At 48.9% G+C, this 17,255-nt stretch carries 13 protein-coding genes; 2 read left to right on the top strand and 11 right to left on the bottom strand.

The annotated features are described in order from the left end of the window. Nucleotides 1-21 precede the first annotated feature (21 nt). From DXD78_RS01560 to DXD78_RS01510, 11 genes are all read right to left on the bottom strand, one after another. Nucleotides 22-1,404, bottom strand: a complete 1,383-nt coding sequence (locus tag DXD78_RS01560) for a hypothetical protein (protein WP_117652467.1) — start codon at nucleotides 1,402-1,404, stop codon at nucleotides 22-24. Nucleotides 1,405-1,583: 179 nt separating this feature from the next. Then, nucleotides 1,584-2,042, bottom strand: a complete 459-nt coding sequence (locus DXD78_RS01555; protein ID WP_009037112.1) for a hypothetical protein — start codon at nucleotides 2,040-2,042, stop codon at nucleotides 1,584-1,586. Between the two features lie 25 nt (nucleotides 2,043-2,067). Then, nucleotides 2,068-2,277, bottom strand: coding sequence for a hypothetical protein (locus tag DXD78_RS01550; RefSeq protein ID WP_005835322.1), 210 nt, complete (start codon nucleotides 2,275-2,277; stop codon nucleotides 2,068-2,070). 66 nt (nucleotides 2,278-2,343) lie between these two features. After that, entirely contained in the window at nucleotides 2,344-3,702 is a 1,359-nt protein-coding gene (locus tag DXD78_RS01545; protein ID WP_034528833.1) for an alpha/beta fold hydrolase, read from the bottom strand. Between the two features lie 12 nt (nucleotides 3,703-3,714). Further along, nucleotides 3,715-4,671, bottom strand: a complete 957-nt coding sequence (locus DXD78_RS01540) for an SPFH domain-containing protein (protein ID WP_009037114.1) — start codon at nucleotides 4,669-4,671, stop codon at nucleotides 3,715-3,717. Nucleotides 4,672-4,868: 197 nt separating this feature from the next. After that, complete coding sequence (gene xyl3A, locus DXD78_RS01535) at nucleotides 4,869-7,463, bottom strand: xylan 1,4-beta-xylosidase (RefSeq protein WP_009037115.1); 2,595 nt, start codon at nucleotides 7,461-7,463, stop codon at nucleotides 4,869-4,871. 88 nt (nucleotides 7,464-7,551) lie between these two features. Then, nucleotides 7,552-9,957 (bottom strand): TonB-dependent receptor domain-containing protein, encoded by a 2,406-nt coding sequence (locus DXD78_RS01530; protein ID WP_009037116.1) that lies wholly within the window; start codon nucleotides 9,955-9,957, stop codon nucleotides 7,552-7,554. Nucleotides 9,958-10,129: 172 nt separating this feature from the next. Beyond that, on the bottom strand, nucleotides 10,130-11,764 hold the full coding sequence (locus DXD78_RS01525; RefSeq protein WP_009037117.1) for a hypothetical protein: 1,635 nt from the start codon (nucleotides 11,762-11,764) through the stop codon (nucleotides 10,130-10,132). 25 nt (nucleotides 11,765-11,789) lie between these two features. Continuing rightward, complete coding sequence (locus tag DXD78_RS01520) at nucleotides 11,790-12,959, bottom strand: MalY/PatB family protein (protein WP_005835307.1); 1,170 nt, start codon at nucleotides 12,957-12,959, stop codon at nucleotides 11,790-11,792. Between the two features lie 85 nt (nucleotides 12,960-13,044). Further along, complete coding sequence (locus DXD78_RS01515; protein WP_009037118.1) at nucleotides 13,045-13,659, bottom strand: CPBP family intramembrane glutamic endopeptidase; 615 nt, start codon at nucleotides 13,657-13,659, stop codon at nucleotides 13,045-13,047. Beyond that, nucleotides 13,656-14,549: a prenyltransferase gene (locus DXD78_RS01510; protein ID WP_009037119.1), complete on the bottom strand. Its 894-nt coding sequence runs from the start codon at nucleotides 14,547-14,549 to the stop codon at nucleotides 13,656-13,658. Before DXD78_RS01510 ends, DXD78_RS01515 begins: the two co-directional genes overlap by 4 nt. An 87-nt stretch (nucleotides 14,550-14,636) precedes the next feature. On the opposite strand from DXD78_RS01510, the gene DXD78_RS01505 reads away from it, so the two are divergent. After that, nucleotides 14,637-15,437 carry a Cof-type HAD-IIB family hydrolase gene (locus DXD78_RS01505; RefSeq protein ID WP_009037120.1) on the top strand — a complete coding sequence of 267 codons (801 nt, stop codon included), beginning with the start codon at nucleotides 14,637-14,639 and terminating at the stop codon, nucleotides 15,435-15,437. A gap of 12 nt (nucleotides 15,438-15,449) precedes the next feature. Then, nucleotides 15,450-17,192, top strand: coding sequence for an ATP-dependent RecD-like DNA helicase (locus DXD78_RS01500; protein ID WP_009037121.1), 1,743 nt, complete (start codon nucleotides 15,450-15,452; stop codon nucleotides 17,190-17,192). The last annotated feature ends 63 nt before the right edge of the window (nucleotides 17,193-17,255 follow it).

Here is a 17,255-nt window from a genome sequence, read left to right as displayed (position 1 = left end):
AATTAATTGATTACTATTCATCTACTTCTTGACAAACCAACCGATATAGGCAATACCGATCGAAAACTCATTTTCACTGTTATACTTACCAGTTCCAAAAACCTTGTTTGTCCCGATTTGGCGGGTGGTGTAATCAGCCTTTACCACCAGATTAGGCAAGGCATACCAATTCAATCCGGCAGTCCACATGCTTACTTGACAACGTTTCTCCATTATCTGGCTGGCCTCTCCCTTTTCTTGCGGATTGTAATATTCATAACGTGTAAAGGGGTAGATAACCGGAACTTTCTTGTTTCCTTTGAAGAAAGCGCTGATATTCAAACCGGCCTCGGCTGCATAACTGACTACATTCTTTGCAATGGGGGTTATACGGCTGTAAGGAGATTTATTCGACAATTTGGTATTTGCCTCACTAAGCTTTGCTGAATTACCCAGATTTCCGTATACTATATTGGTACGGGCAATCACATATTTATTACGGTATTGGGCATCTGCCGTGTAGATTCTTACCGGAATCTTACCGGTAGACGAATAAGTATCCGCTTTGTCAGAATTGGAACCGGCATCAGCGCAGTAATAGAACGAAGCACCTATACGCAACCCCGGAACCCCCTTGTAGTCCAGACGAGCCACATAGCCCGGTGAAGTAAAGTTGTCTTCTTCAAAGATGCCTTGTTTGCCACTTGCTATCCAGGTGTTACGGTCAAAACCATTGGCATTCAGACCGGCCACTATCATGGCTTGATAATCAAAGCTGGCATATCCTTTTCCAAAAGAACCAAAAAACTCGAGTCCGTTTTCATGCCACGTAGAAGGAAGGATGGTTGTCTCTCCTTCCGGCCGATAAGTTCCAAAGAAATTGATTGGTTCATGATGGGCGTTGGTCAATCCTACCGGGACAATGACGTGACCGGCACGTATGTTGAATTGTGGAACAATTAAACGGGTAATGTGGAATTGCTCGATAGCCACTTCGCCACCCTTTTCCACCTCCGTTTCATACTCACCGTTTTCCGTATTCTCAAGTTCATAAGCAGTACCCGTACCACCGGATTCAAACTCGATTTCAGCACCGAGTATCCATTTGGAATTGAACTTGTAATCCAGAGCCAACACGAAACGGGGTATAGAAATTGTATTCCTATGTTTGTCCGGATTGCCTTCAGGCGCACCATAGAAACGGTTAATACCATAATCCTTAAAACTTGCAACCATTTCTCCGTATCCACCGAAACGGAATTTCTTGTAGTTGTCGCCATCATTCGCTACTTTTTCCTTTTTCTCTTTGTCTGTTGAAATTTTCGTACTCTCTGCTGCAGAAGTAACTTTTTCAGGTTCAGCAGCCTGCAAAGCATTGGCAGAAAGCAGAAAACATAAAACGAATAAGCCTGTTAATTTTCTCATCTTTTATCTTAAATTTTATTGGGGCAAAGGTAGAGGTAGTTAAAAAGGAGAACAATACCTAAAAATTACGAAAAGAAGAGAAGGAGTAACCATTAGTAGGTAATGGCAGATTTATAACAACAAATAAAGATGAGAAAGGAGGGTAAGTGGTAAAAAGGACTATTAAACAGACTGTAAGGCTACTTATATTTAAACGCCAGTATATAGTACCCTATAAATGCCACCCCCAACAAAACAAACGAGACAAGGAGCAGGAGTTTGCCGAATGCATAATACAAGCCCCAAACACTGCCCAAAAGCACTAACAACAGAATGATGTTCATCACCCGGGTAAGGCGTATGGCAAACAAATATTGAACAGCCGCATTGCGCTCGGTGACCCGAATAGGGAAATTGATGAAACGGACGGGAAGATACGCCAATCCCCCCATCAAAAGGAAACAGAAAATGGAACAGCCACCCATCACCCAGACGGCGGGCAGCAGGGCACCTTCTCTTTGGGTATACAGCCAGTAAATGCTAATCCACGTAACGAGCACGATAAGCAGGGCCGTACCTTCCAGAATACGGTCAATCACAGTGGGTTGAAAACGGACATTAGGGCAATTCTTGCCGGAATAAGGACCAAGATTAATCATACTATCTGCGATTTAGAATCTGTTATTACGAATCCTCCTCTGCTTTCTCTTCAGACGGAGGAGGATTCTTGGACTTCTTCATCCGCCCACTCTTCCGCAATGCTTCAGCGATAATCCACTGAAGCTGTCCATTGGTACTACGGAACTCGTCGGCTGCCCATTTTTCAATGGCATCCATCGTTGCAGCATCCACACGGAGGACAAAGCTTTTGGTTGAAGTTTCTTTTTTAGCCACTATTTATTTACTATTTAACAATTTACGATTTACGATTGAAGTTACTTTGATATAACCAAGTACCAATCAAAGAGTATTCTGCTTGCCCCGCACGAAGGAGGCAATGTCATCCATAACATATGCTGGGACGGGCGAAGCATGGCTATACTCAAACGGAGTCGCCTTGCCGCTGCCTTCCTGCAACAAGTGATTCAATTTCGGATAAGATTTGAAATATGCATTCTTGCAGCGCAACAAACCGGAACGCCATAAACCGAAGTCTTCCATAGTCACCTGATAATCTCTCTCCCCTTGAAGAACAAATATAGGCAGCTTTAGTTTAGCGGCAACTTCCACCGGTTTGTAAGCATTGGCAAACAACCAATATGAGCGGGGCTGCCCCAATGGCAAGGAAATCGTTTCATCAAACTCTTCCGTACCAAGCTTTTTGACATTAGCCAACTGTTGTTTCAGCTCATCAAGTTGAACCTTTACATTGACTGAAGAATCCGTCAAAGAAGAGGTATAATAAAACTGTTCCTCAAGAGCATCTTCAAGCGATCTTGCCAGTCCGGCAAGGATAATGATACCTGCCAAACCTTTCGAACGCCCGGCAATACGGGGAGCCAATGTACCTCCCAGGCTGTGCCCCAACACATACACACTGTCAGGAGCCAGCTCGGGCAAAGCCCTTACCTGCTCCACTATGGCAACGGCATCGTCCACGGCCTCAGTATCATAATCGAGTTCGCGACCGGCAGGAACGCAAGCCGCACCATATGCCTTTGTCCGTTTTTCATAGCGGACGACAGCAATGCCGCGTTTCGCCAATCCCCAGGCAAGGTCACGGAAAGGCTTGTTGGGACCTATCGTCTCGTCACGGTCGTGAGGACCGGAACCATGTACCAAAATAACACAAGGAACCCTGCATGCATCCGGACCGACTGCCCGCTTGGGCAAAGTCAACGTTCCGGGAAGCTTGTAGCCGTCGGCTCCCAGCGTAATATCCCTTTCATCCATCTTTGTCTTGTCATAGGCTACCGGTTGGGCAGTGCTGGCAGCAGGCGCAGGTACCAATCGGATTGTGTTCAGCGCCCCGTCAGCATCAAAAGCCACCAGAAAGCGGAGATTATAGCGTTCAAACTCCACATCGGAATAATAGATAGTAATTCCCTGGGCAGAATCGGTCTTCCATTCTCCTTTTGATATGGATTTACCGAACATTTTCTCCGCCTGCCGGAAAGAATCATTGAAGAGTGCCGGAGCCAGCTTCTCCTGCAACTCCCGGTTCAATGCCGCATGGATACTGTCACCTTGCCCTGCCACAAACAATTCATAAATGTGCTGCGCGCGCGCAGTATTCGCATCTTGTGCAAAGCCCCCATATACATTGCCCAGCAAGAGCAGTATAAGAGCCCATCGTCCTATAACCCCCATCTCTTTCATCCGTATCCTTTATCAATGGTTCAACGTTCCCGTATTGACTACCGGTTGGGCAGCCTCATCCGCACAAAGCACTACCAACAGATTGCTGACCATTGCTGCTTTCTTGTCTTCGTCCAGTTCAACAATTTCTTCTTCAGAAAGTTTATGGAGCGCCATTTTTACCATAGAGACTGCCCCTTCCACAATCTTCTCGCGTGCCGTAATGATGGCGGATGCTTGCTGGCGACGCAGCATCACAGCAGCAATTTCGGGTGCATACGCCAGATAGTTGATGCGGGCTTCCACCACTTCCATACCCGCCATGGCCAGGCGTTCATTCAGTTTCTGCTCCAGCTGTTCATTGATTTCCTCACCGCCCGAACGAAGTGTCAACTCTTCCGTATCAGCCTCATTATCATCATAGGCATACTGACCGGCAACTTGACGAAGAGCGGCATCACTCTGTATCATGACGAAGTTCTCGAACGCATTCATACGGTTGGCCACCGCATTGCCAAGACTGACCTGGTTCGCATTACCCGCTGTCGGAGCGGATGCAGCCATTGTTTGTGAATCAATCTCAAACATGGCTTTATAGGTGTCCTTCAGCTTCCACACCAATACCAGTCCTATGAGAATAGGATTACCAATCTTATCATTCACCTTTATTGGCTCCACATCCAGATTGCGTGCACGAAGCGAAAGCTTCTTCTTATTAAGAAAAGGGTTTACCCAGAAAAAGCCGGTCTCCTTGAACGTCCCTTTATATTTGCCAAAGAACACCATAGCACGCGCCTCGTTCGGCTCCAGCTCCATATAGCCGGCAAACATAATGAACCATACCAGGCACAGACACACCGAAAGGATCAAGGTAGGCACAGAAATGATAAACCCAAAGATTATCACTGCCGTAAGCACTACCAAATGAAGGAACAAGGCCAGAAAGCCATTCATCTTGAAACCACTGAAACCACACTCTTTTGTTTCCATATTCTATAAATTTAATTGATATCATAATGATATCACAAATATATCAATTAAAATTAGAGAAGTACAAAGAAACAAGGGAGTTAACATATAGTATTAAGGATTATTAAGAACATGTATTCCCAGTATATAAAAATTCCGTTTGAGGGTCATAACTCACCCTCAAGCGGAAAACTTTTTTTGACTCTGTCAGTGATGTATCAAGGCTGAATGACAAAAGACCGGCGCAGCAAATCAGCAGTTTGCGAGCTACCGCCCACCATCAGTTCATAACTGCCTTCGGAAACGCACATGGTATTGCTTTGCGGATTCCACCACACCAACTCTTTATCACCCAAATCAAACTCTACATCGACCGTCTTTCCTGCCGGGATATGTACCCGCTTGAAAGCACGCAATGCCTTGCTCGGTCCTTCTACATCATCGTTTTTCTTCAAATAGACCTGCACAACCTCTTCACCGTCACATTTGCCGGTATTGGTTACGGGGACACTCAATCTCAATTTCTCACCGGACTTTATATTATCCGAACCAAGCACCACAGCGCCATAGCTGAAAGAGGTATAGCTCAATCCATGACCGAAGGGGAAAAGCGGTTCCTGGGTCATGTAACGGTAAGTCCGGCCGGTCATATTATAATCCTCAAAATCAGGAAGCTGTGACACATTACGGTAGAAGGTGACCGGCAAGCGTCCTGCCGGATTGTAATCACCGAACAATACTTCGGCTACAGCCGTACCGCCTGCCTGACCGGGATACCATGCCTGCAGAATGGCTCCACACCTCCCGGTTTCCGGCTCCAAACCAATGGGAGAACCCGAACAGTTCACCAACACCACCTTTTTACCGGCACGGTGCAAAGCGGCAATCAGTTCTCGCTGGACAGCAGGCAACTCAATATCAGTACGATCGCCTCCTCTGAATCCGGGAAGCTCAACACCCATCTCCTCGCCTTCGAGGTTCGGAGAGACTCCTCCCACAAAGACCACGATATCAGCATCCTTTACACGCTCCACAGATTTCCTCACATCCACTTCATTCTTAAATCCAAGGTCGAAGTTCAGCAGTGCATCGCTACGGAAATATTCAAAATCCAATTCAACGTCATACGTTTTTCCTGCTTGTACCTGCAAAGTATAAGCACTCTTCTGCCCACCGTGCTGATTGGAGAATCCTCTCACTTCCTCCCCATTTATCCGCAATCTCCCTGAGCCATAAGCATAGATGTCAAAGACCACCTCTCCCGACTGGTCGGGAGTGAATACGCTGTTGTAGGTAGCCGAGAAGTCGGTAAGGTTCACACCCGGAGCAAAAACCGTGGCACCGGATGTACAGAAATGGAAAGGAGTGGTCACTTGGGCAGTAGTGACTGGCTCACCGTCACGAGTCACGTTATTCCAGTAGCGTGCACTGAATCCGGGTTTCCCGTCGGCAGTCTTGCAACGGTTGAAGACGCTCTGTATCTGAGCTCTCTCCACCCATCCGCAGCCTTGTTCATAAATAAGCCGGTCATCAGTCCCCAAGGCTTTTCTAATTCCGTCCAGAATGGTGACTGTGTGCGGAGGCATACCGTTATAATTTCCCCACTGCATCACAGAATCATTGGCGTTCGGACCCATCACGGCTACAGTCAGCCCTCCACGCTTCAACGGCAAGGTATTATCCTTGTTCATAAGCAGTGTCATTGACTTGCGAGCCATGTCGAGCGCCAGAGAGTCGTGTCCGGCAGAAGCCACCACAGAAAAAGGAATGCCGGTCCAGGACACCTTCTCCGGCTCGTCCATTTCACCCAAGGCAAAGCGAGCCGTCAAAAGACGCTTGACTGCTACATCCACTGCTTTTTCATCAATCTTTCCCTGCTTCACCGCTTCTACCAGGGCCTCGTAACTCGAACCGCACTCCAAGTCAGTTCCACTCAGCACCGCAACTGCCGAAGCGGACTCTGCATCAGGATGCGTCTTATGACCATAGTCTCTGTAAAAATCGGCAATAGCTCCACAGTCCGAAAGGACAATACCGTCAAATCCCCACTCATCGCGCAAAATCTGCATCAGTAGGCGGTCGCTACCGCAGCAAGGATCGCCCTCAAAACGGTTGTAGGCACACATCACCTCCTTCACTTTTCCTTCTTTCACCAAAGCCTCGAAAGGAGGAAGATAAGTTTCATACAAATCACGGGGCTTGATATTTTCCGCATTAAACTCATGGCGGTTCCATTCCGGACCTGAGTGTACGGCAAAGTGCTTGGCACAAGCATGCAGCTTGTCATATTTTCCATCGTTCGTACCCTGCAACCCCTTTACAACCATCACTCCCATACGGCTGGTCAGATAAGGGTCTTCCCCATAAGTCTCTATACCCCTTCCCCAACGGGGGTCGCGGTAGATGTTCACCGTAGGCGTCCACATCGTCAATCCTTGATAGCGTTCACGACTTCCCTGAGATGCATAGTAGGCATTCTTGGCACGGGCCTCATCGGATACGGCAGTAAATACCTCGTATACAGTCTCCGGCGAGAAAGATGCCGCCATACCAATCGGTTGGGGAAACACTGTGGCCAGCCCGGCACGCGCCACTCCATGCAACGCTTCATTCCACCAGTTATAGGGCTTGATACCCAGACGTTCCACCGGTTTGGAGCTGTCCATCATCAAGGACACCTTCTCTTCGAGCGTCAGTTCCTTCAGCAAAAGTCCAGCACGCTCTTCTGCCGGCAGAGATGCATTCTTGTAAGTAGCCTGCCCGCATCCCGACAATAGGAAGAGTGGCAATAGGTAAAGAAGTTTCTGTTTCATCATGGTTTTATATTAATCGTTGTTACAATCGCTTGTATCACAAAGATAAATATTTTCTCCCAATTGCCAACACGCAATAAACTTCTTATTATAATCTTCTCTGAATATCCTCGTTACTGTTCCGCTGCCCCTTGCTACGTATATCTCCACCGAAAGTATAGGATACACCGATACGGAAACTGGCAAAGGCAAACTGATTGTCGGCAATTATCTTCAACCCGTTGGACATGGTTTCCAATTTGGAATGGCTGACAAACAAATTGTTGACATTCAGGCTGAGGTTGAGCTTATTGTCCAACAACCGGTAAAGCATACCTGCACTGACGCTGTAAGTGGGACTCATCAGATAGATGCCCTGATACTGACGGGAAGAATAGGAACCGGACAACGTGGCCAGAAGAGTCTTCTTTTCATTGAAGAAGAAAGTGTTGCGCAGACTGGCGTCATAAGCCCATCCTTTCTCCTCGGGAGAGGTGGTGACAGCGCTGGAGGTAGTCCGGCGATAGCTCACTCCATGCTGGGCGTAAGCTTGCAGCCATTTGGTACGGAAAGTGTACGAATTGTTAAGCCCGAAAGCATGCGTCTTCATGAAATTCTCCCAAAGGAAAGAAGTCACATTCGTTTCGGCATCCAAGTCCACAACCTGGAAGAATACATCGTCCGAATAAGAATAATAAGCGGAAACATTGAAGTTATTCTTCAACGTATATCCCAGTTCGGCATTGTAAGTATAACTGGGTTTCAAGTCTTCACGACCGCAAGCGTAAGTGTACTTGTTCTGATAGAACGGAAAAGGATTGACCATATTCTGTGACGGACGGGAGATGCGGTTGGAGAAACTGAAGTTCAGCGCATGCCCGTCTGTAGGCGAATAAAGCAGATAGACAGTAGGGAATAAGCGCGTATAGTCGTGCTTGTCCTCCGTATCCTTCGCTTCGGAAATACCGGTAGTGCGGGTGTGCTCCATACGCAAGCCCAACTGCATGGAAAAACGTTCGGAATATTCACGGCTATAATCAGCATATAAGGCATAGATTTGCTCCTTGTAACGGAAATAATCATCCTGCACCAGCGTAGGGTCCGACGTATCGTAATTGATACCGTTGCGAGTGTTGGTAAAGGAGACCTTGGCACCTGCCGTTATCTTGTACTTTTCAAAAGGAAGGATGAAATCAAGAGCGGAGGAGACTACATCTACCTTGCGATGTTGCAGATAGTTGTAATCGAAGTTTGTGCCCGGAATCTCCGTACCGTCAGGCAGGAGGGTTTTCGAGAGAAAGCCCATATTTTCGTCCCGGTTGTCACGCAGGTAATCTACATCCCAAGTCATTTTCTTGCCTTTGTCATCCCAGACCTTATCGGTATGAAAATTCAGATTGAGGCGGTCGGAACTGGTATCCTTGTCACTGTTGGAGTACAGCAAAGAATCCAATACGGCGGTAGAGGCATCGTAAACTTCCGTCCATGAAAGGGCGTTGCCCGGTTTGGGAGCACTGTGATTATAGATGGCCTGCATACCTACAGTCCAGTCCCGTTCCAACGATACGTCCACACCTCCCTGAAGGTAGAAGCTATTCATGTAATTGGTGTAGTCGGCACGGCTGTTCCAGGTGTTCTGCGGAAAATAGCGGTAATTCTTCTCACACGTCTCATAGTTGCCCTGCGTAGTACCCCCGTTGAGGAAGGATGACACGCGCCCCTTGCTGAGATTCAGGCTTACCCCGCCATATCCGTAATTGTCCTTTTCACCAGCGCTGTAGGAAGCGGAAGCCGTACCACCCACGTAATCTTTGGGACGTGACTTCAAGCGGATATTGATGATGCCTGCATTTCCGGCGGCATCGTACTTGGACGGAGGCGTGGTAATCACCTCCACCTTCAGTATCTGGGAGGCGTCATAGGAACGGAGGTAATCTATCAGTTCATCTCCCGACAGCTTCGTCTCACGGTCGTTGATATAAACCTTGATACCCCCTTTACCTATAATACCAATACTGTTTTGTCCAACCTGCAGACCGGGCACTTCACGCAGAAGGTCGAGTGCACTGCCTCCGGCAGAGGCTATGGTATTATGTGCATCGAACACTACCCTATCCACCAGACGCTTGATAACGGGACGCGCGGCCGTAACGGTCACTTCGTCCAGCAAGGCGGAAGAAGATTTCAATGTCAATTCGCCAACGTTTTTGTTTCCTTGCAGCACAACGGGAACGTAGAGGTCTTCGCTGCCGATAAGGGTAATATGCAACAAGTATTCTCCCAGTGGCTGGTCAAAGGAAAAACAACCTTGTGTGTCGGTCAGCATACCGGTAATATAGGTACTGTCTTTTGCCTGCTTCAGCAGCACATTCGCCACCTCTACCGGTTGGCGGTTCTCGTCCTGCACACAACCGGAAAGCCGGTAAGTCTGAGCAGGAAGCAGAGTTGCCATACTTGCCAAGGCCACCCATACCATCACTCTTTTTCTAACGTTGTTCAGTAGTTTTTCTTTCATCATGCGTTTGATTTCAATATTTCACACCTTGTATTTCGCTGATACAAAGGTAGGGGTAAAACATGCCTCAAACGGTCTATATCGAGGAATAAAAAGTCTATATTCCAAAACTACAAATCACTACATATCAACACTTTAATTTCACAAAAGTCTATATTATGCCTTTTCCGGTCTATATGCTGCCTATAAACTCTACGATGCCTTCCTTCTCCCCCATCCCCAGTTTCTTGCGGATATTCGTCTTTCGCTGGTAAATGGTAGGAATGCTCTGTTGTGTCACCACACTAATCTCCTTCGTCGAGAAGTCCGCACAGAGCAGGCAGCAAAGCTGCTTTTCTTTGTCAATGAGCACATCGCCAAAACAGCTGTCCATCTTTGTGTAGAAGTTATCATAAATCCGGTCTATGATAGGATACAAGTCCTCCCATACCAGCAAACTCTCTACCGGCAGTTCATGGCTGGTAATACCCGAAATGCGGCGAAGCAGCTCCTGATTCTGTGAGGTAGGTTGTTTAGCCACCAGCCGTATCATGCCTAATTGCTGCAACAGTATTTTCCGAAAAAACTGCCCGTCTTCCCCTTTCGACTGGTTCCTGGTCGCATCTTCCAGCAACCGGGTCAGTGTTTCCGCCCGTTCTTCCGCTTCAATCAACCGGTTACGCCGGTTACGGATATAAAGGGACACACCGCCACCTGCAAGCACCAGTACCAACAGTGCCAGCAACAAATTCAGTTGTGCCTGCTTCCGTTCCACCGTCAGAATCAAGTTGGCTTGCGAAAGCGTCTCCTTCGACTCGTCCTTACGCCGGACAGTACTCTGCAACGCAGTAAGAGCATTGGCTACAGAATCATTATAGCGCGCCACGTCCAGCACATCAAACGTACGGTGACGTGTATAATCTATCAATGCCCTATATACCGCCACCATATTCTCTTCCGTCAGAAACCGGTTCCGGCCCTCGCCACGTTTCCTCTCCTTATTCAAATAGTATTCCGCCGAATCAAGCAGCCCTTCTTTCAAGAACACTTCCACTTTCACCAGATCTCCCATACGCAACTGCACCGGGTCGACGACATACTGCTCCATACGACGAATAGTAGCTATTGCACCGGAAGGTTCATCAAAAGAGTAAGCCTGCATCTGGGCATAGTTACGCAAATAATGCACTATCTTACTGGTATCTTCTGCCTCCACTGCCAGTTCTATGCTGCGCTCCATGTAATAGGATGCAGAATCATTCTTGTTCAGCCCCATGGCAATTCCCATAGAGAAGAAGCTTCCGGCTCTTGCGTCCAAAGCTATGGCGGTACGGAAAGTTTCTATCGCTTTCTCATAATCTTTCCAGACATACACATACCAGTATGCCTTATCAATCAGCATATCAGCCATTCTTCCCGTGTCCTGCAGCGCCTTGGCCAAAGCTACGCCGCTGTCAATGGCAGCTATACACCGTTCGTGCTCTTTCAGCCAATACCAGTACCAGGCTTTCAACTGATAGGAAAACAGATTCTTCGCCGTGTCGTTGCGGAAGACGTAATAATCGGAAGCAGGCAATATCAAGGAATCTTCCGCCATCGAGTTGTGCCGCTTATAGTGCACATAAGCATTCAGCCATCCATACAACAGCCTCTCCTCATCCGAAAGTTGCGATGGCCTCTCTATCTGTACCAGCAAGGCATACACGCTGTCCACATTCATATTCACCTGCTTTTCTGCCAGATGTAACAGATGTGCCTCATTCATCTGCCGGCAGGCAACAAGGCACAGCAACGCAAACAATAGTCCAAGGAAAGGTAATCTATTCATAATATAGGAGATATAGTTTTTTCTATCATTTGTCTGCAACCGCAGTTTCCAGTTGCTTCAGCGCCTGCTCCAACACCGAACGCGGGCAGCCGATATTCAGCCGCATAAATCCCTTACCCGGTTCACCGAACATGGTGCCGTCATTCAGTGCCAGGTGTGCCTTGTCCACAAATAGTCTCACCAGTTCCTCCTGAGTCAGCCCCAATCCCCGGCAGTCCAGATAAATCAGGTAAGAAGCCTGCGGACGTATCATGCCGATGCCCGGAATATGCTCGCGCAGGTAGTTCTCCGTGAAATCGATATTGCCCTTTATATAGTCCAGCAGCTGTTCCAACCATTCCTCACCATGCATATAGGCAGCAGCCGCACCGATATAGGCCAACATGTGCCCTTCGCTGAACTCGCCCGCTTCCATGAACTCCTGAAAACGGTGGCGGATGTCCTCATTGAGGATAATGGCGTACGAACTTCCCAATCCCGGCATATTGAATGTTTTGCTGGGTGCCATGAAGGTGAGGGAATTCTGCGCGGCAGCCCCCGAAACAGTAGCAAAAGGATGGTGTTTGTAAGGTGGCAGAGTCAAGTCGGCATGAATTTCATCGGAGATGACAAACGTATGGCTTTCCGTACAAATATCAGCAATCCGGCGTAATTCGTCCACCGTCCATACACGCCCGCCCGGGTTATGGGGATTGCAGAGAATCAATACTTTGCATCCTTGTATATCCTTACGGAAACGCTCAAAGTCAATCTGATACTGTCCGTCTTTCAGGTCGAGCGGAGAGTAAACCACTTCGCGCTTCATGCGTTGCGTCACCAGGAAGAAGGGATGATAAACGGGAGTCATCACCATTACCCGGTCGCCGGGATTGGTGAAGCATTGCAATGCGAAGGCTTGACCGCGGACAATGCCGGGTACAAAAGTCAGCATCTCGCGAGTGACGTCCCAACCGTGGCGACGACTGAGCCAGCTACAAATGGAAGTATACCATTCCTCACACGCAGACGTATAGCCCAGCACTTCATGTTCAAGACGCTTCCGCAAGGCTTCCATCACAAACGGGGGCGTGCGGAAATCCATATCCGCCACCCACATGGGGAGGAGGTCATCGCGTCCCCATACACTCTTCACACCGTCCCATTTCACGGAGTCGGTACCACGGCGCTCTATTACTTCATCAAAATTGTAAGTCATATGCTTGCTTTTTTATAATTCAACGCATCAATTTGTCTTGTTTTTATACGACCCATTACCGCCACCTTATTTTTGTAAACAATAATCATATCGGGAAAAATATAAATACCGCCACATCCCACACTGCATGAGACAAGATAATAGCGGCAAAGCGGTTCGGAAAGAAACGGTAAAGCGCCCCCCATGCCGCCCCCACCACCAGAGCCGCCATGACCAGCATGAAGTTGCAGGAACCGGCATGCACCAGTGCATAAATCAAAGTAGCCACCACAAAACCCGCATTCGGATTCCAGCGTTTGGAAAGCGTGCGTTGCACATAGCCGCGCCAGAAAATCTCTTCCGCCGGCCCTATCAGCAACAGCAGCAATGCTGCCAGCAGCCAAGGAGACTCTCCCTCTTTCATCCCATAAATGGAGTCCACCTGCGGACGGGCAAAATCGAACATCCAAGATGACACCTTGTCTCCCAACCAGAAAACGCCCCACAAAGCAACAGCAATGCCAAGTCCCAGCAAGACATTCGGCAAGCTCCACTTCACCTCCCGCCACCAGCCGGGATTGAACAAGGTGGCAAACACGGACAGTGTGAGCGCAGAACCGGTCATCATCCACCAGAAATTCACGAAAGGAGCCGTCCAAGGCGAAAACATGACCGTCCACAGCACGGCAGCCAGCAGAATGGTAAAAATCAGCTTCTTCATGACAGCAGACCGGCTACAACGAACGACAACGTGAACAGCAGACTGAACAACAACTGGAGTTTTGCAGTCATCTCATCCAGACCGGCTATGGCACTTTCTCCCTTTCCGGGAAAACGGGACACCACCCGTACATTGCCTATGGCAGGAACCAGTGCCGGCATCACCAGCAGGGTCCATAAAGGAAGAGTTCCCGCAGCTATCAAGCCGGCTATCCAGCCAAAAGGAAAAAGGACTTCGGCACAATAAACGTACATCGACGCCTTTCCTCCCAGCTTCATGGCCAGTGTCTGAATCTCTGCACGGGCATCGGTACGCATATCCCGTGTATTATTGGCATGCAGAATGGCCACCGTAATCAGTCCCACCGGCAGAGCTATCCACAAGACATTCCAGTCAACTACTCCCGTAGCCACATAGCAGGTGCCCAACGTCGGCAGCAAGGCATACGCCAAAAAGATGACGACATCGCCCAACGCACGATACTTGAGCGGTGGATAAAGCAACGAGCAAGCTGCACCGCCTATACCGATGTACAGCAACGGCAACCCCGTACGCCACAGCAGGCCGACACCCGCAACAAGGGCAACTGCCAGCAATGCCATCGACAAGCGGTATATCTCGCGCGGGGTAAACATCCCATCAGTCAGTGTCTTGGCGCCAAAGGTATCCCTTGCATCGACCTTATGCTTATAGTCAAAATAATCACTCCAGGTATTCCCGGCAGCGTGAAACACAATGATGTTCAGCAATGCCCAGATGCCGTTCACCCAGTTTATGTCCTGCTGCATCCAATACAGATATGCCAACGTCACCACCACCGGCATCGAAGAGGCGGGGAATGACCACGGACGCACCGCTATCATCCAATCTTTCAAAGAATGTTTCTTCATTTGTTATTTATCATTTATTTGTGCGCAAAAGTACGAAATATCTTCGCTTTTTTAAGTAATTTCGCGCACAAGATAAAAGAACCCCTTATGATAAAAGCTCTGTTTTTTGACATCGACGGAACCTTGGTCAGCTTCAAGACCCACGAAATTCCTGTTTCCACTATTGAAGCGTTGACTGCCGCCAAGGCCAAAGGCATACATATCTTCATTTCTACCGGACGTCCGCGCGTCATCATCAACAACTTGTCCGCCTTGCAGGAACGGAATCTGATAGACGGCTACATCACGATGAACGGCGCCTATTGCTTTGTAGAAGACACCGTTATCTACAAAAGCCCCATACCGACAGCGGAAGTGGATGCCTTGACAGCTTTCTGCCACGAACGTAACATCCCATGCATCCTGGTGGGAGAGCACGACATCTGCGTGAACCAGCCCGGCGAAGTAGTGGAGGAAATCTTCCACCGCCAACTCAAAGTGGACTCCATCGAAGCAAAGCCCTATACCGACAGCCATGCCGACAAAGCCTTCTTCCAGCTGACTCCCTTTATCAACGCCGAGGAAGAAGCAATCATCCTGCCCGCCGTCCCCCACTGCGAGATGGGCCGCTGGCATCCCGCCTTCGTAGACGTGACAGCCAAAGGAAACACCAAGCAGAACGGTATCGACCAGATTATCCGCCACTTCGGCATCAAGCTGGAAGAAACCATGGCCTTCGGCGACGGAGGAAATGACATCAGCATGTTGCGCCATGCCGGTATCGGTGTAGCCATGGGCAATGCCAATGACGACGTGAAAGCTGCCAGTAACTACACAACCACTTCTGTTGATGAAGACGGTATCGCCAACGCCCTGAAATATTTCGGCATAGTCGGGAATCCATCATAAATCTGAAATCTTTTGAGCTTCGTTCCCGATACCCAAAACAAAGAGTTTCAAGACGCCTTGAACCTCATCCAGTATACCCGTCAGTCCGTATTCCTGACGGGCAAAGCAGGTACGGGCAAATCGACCTTCCTGAAGTACATCTGCGCGAATACAAAGAAAAAGCACGTGGTGCTTGCACCGACCGGCATAGCCGCCATCAATGCCGGAGGCAGTACCCTGCACAGCTTCTTCAAACTGCCCTTCTACCCCCTGCTGCCCGATGACCCGAACTTCAGTCTGCAACGAGGACGCATCCACGAATTTTTCAAATACACCAAACCCCACCGCAAACTACTAGAAGAACTGGAACTGGTCATCATCGACGAGATTTCCATGGTACGCGCCGACATCATCGACGCCGTAGACCGCATCCTGCGCGTCTATTCCCGCAACCTGCGCGAACCCTTCGGCGGCAAACAGATACTATTGGTGGGCGATGTGTTCCAGTTGGAACCCGTCGTCAAAGGAGATGAACGGGAGATACTGAACCGATTCTACCCTACCCCTTATTTCTTCTCTGCCAGGGTATTCGGCCAGATAGACCTTGTCTCCATCGAACTGCAGAAAGTATACCGTCAAACAGACAGCAAGTTCATCCATGTGCTGGACCACATCCGCAACAATACCGTCGGCTCTACCGAACTTCAGCTGCTCAACACCCGCTATGGCACCCAAATAGAGCAATCGGAAGCCGACATGTACATCACCCTCGCCACCCGCCGTGATAATGTGGACTACATCAACGACAAGAAACTGGCGGAACTTCCCGGTGACCCGGTCACCTTCTACGGCGAAATCATGGGAGACTTTCCCGAAAGCAGCCTCCCCACCTCGCAGGAACTGGTACTGAAACCGGGCGCACAAATCATCTTCATCAAGAATGACTTCGACCGCCGCTGGGTGAACGGCACCATCGGCGTCATCAGCGGCTTCGACCCTATTGAAGAGACCCTCTACGTCATCACCGACGACGGCAAGGAATGTGACGTCAAACGAGAGTCGTGGCGAAACATCCGCTACAAATACAACGAAGAAAAGAAACAGATTGAAGAGGAAGAGCTGGGTACCTTTACACAATATCCCGTGCGCCTGGCATGGGCCATCACCGTCCACAAGAGCCAAGGGCTGACCTTCAGCCGGGTAGTCATCGACTTTACCGGCGGCGTGTTTGCCGGTGGGCAGGCATACGTAGCCCTCAGCCGCTGCACCTCGCTGGAAGGCATCCAGCTGAAAAAGCCCATCAGCCGTGCCGATGTATTCGTGCGTCCGGAGATTGTCAGTTTCTCCGAACGCTTCAACAACCGCACCGCCATCGACCGTGCCTTGAAGCAAGCACAGGCAGACGTTCAATACGTTGCCGCCGCCAAAGCCTTCGACAAAGGGGATTTCGGCACTTTCCTGGATGAGTTTTTCAAAGCCATCCATTCCCGCTACGACATCGAGAAGCCCAACGTGCAGCGCCTCATCCGCCGGAAGCTGAACATCATCAACCGTCTGAAAGAGGAAAACCGTGCACTGAAACAAGCAGCATTGGAGAAAGAGAAAGCCCTTGTAAAGTATGCCCGCGAATACATCCTTATGGGTGACGAATGCCTGAAGCATGACATGAAGGAGGCAGCCATGAAAAACTATGAGAAAGCCGTCACCCTCTGTCCCAAATTCAAAGAGGCCTGGAAGAAGATAAAGAAACTGGAGAAAGAGATGCTAAAAAGGTGAATCGCTTGTTTATAAGCCGATTATTATCTATTTTTGCATGTAATATAAAACTCAAATCCATTT

It is taken from the genome of Bacteroides sp. D20 (assembly GCF_003436255.1).
GTDB classification, from domain to species: Bacteria; Bacteroidota; Bacteroidia; order Bacteroidales; family Bacteroidaceae; genus Bacteroides; species Bacteroides uniformis.
The sequence above is the reverse complement of the archived record's forward strand: the minus strand, read 5'-3'. Positions and strand labels throughout refer to the sequence as shown.

Coding starts and splice junctions, on each gene's coding strand:
- DXD78_RS01560 (WP_117652467.1), bottom strand. CDS start 1,404: ATGAGAAAATTAACAGGCTTATTCGTTTTATGTTTTCTGCTTTCTGCC.
- DXD78_RS01555 (WP_009037112.1), bottom strand. CDS start 2,042: ATGATTAATCTTGGTCCTTATTCCGGCAAGAATTGCCCTAATGTCCGT.
- DXD78_RS01545 (WP_034528833.1), bottom strand. CDS start 3,702: ATGAAAGAGATGGGGGTTATAGGACGATGGGCTCTTATACTGCTCTTG.
- DXD78_RS01540 (WP_009037114.1), bottom strand. CDS start 4,671: ATGGAAACAAAAGAGTGTGGTTTCAGTGGTTTCAAGATGAATGGCTTT.
- xyl3A (WP_009037115.1), bottom strand. CDS start 7,463: ATGAAACAGAAACTTCTTTACCTATTGCCACTCTTCCTATTGTCGGGA.
- DXD78_RS01530 (WP_009037116.1), bottom strand. CDS start 9,957: ATGAAAGAAAAACTACTGAACAACGTTAGAAAAAGAGTGATGGTATGG.
- DXD78_RS01525 (WP_009037117.1), bottom strand. CDS start 11,764: ATGAATAGATTACCTTTCCTTGGACTATTGTTTGCGTTGCTGTGCCTT.
- DXD78_RS01520 (WP_005835307.1), bottom strand. CDS start 12,959: ATGACTTACAATTTTGATGAAGTAATAGAGCGCCGTGGTACCGACTCC.
- DXD78_RS01515 (WP_009037118.1), bottom strand. CDS start 13,659: ATGAAGAAGCTGATTTTTACCATTCTGCTGGCTGCCGTGCTGTGGACG.
- DXD78_RS01510 (WP_009037119.1), bottom strand. CDS start 14,549: ATGAAGAAACATTCTTTGAAAGATTGGATGATAGCGGTGCGTCCGTGG.
- DXD78_RS01505 (WP_009037120.1), top strand. CDS start 14,637: ATGATAAAAGCTCTGTTTTTTGACATCGACGGAACCTTGGTCAGCTTC.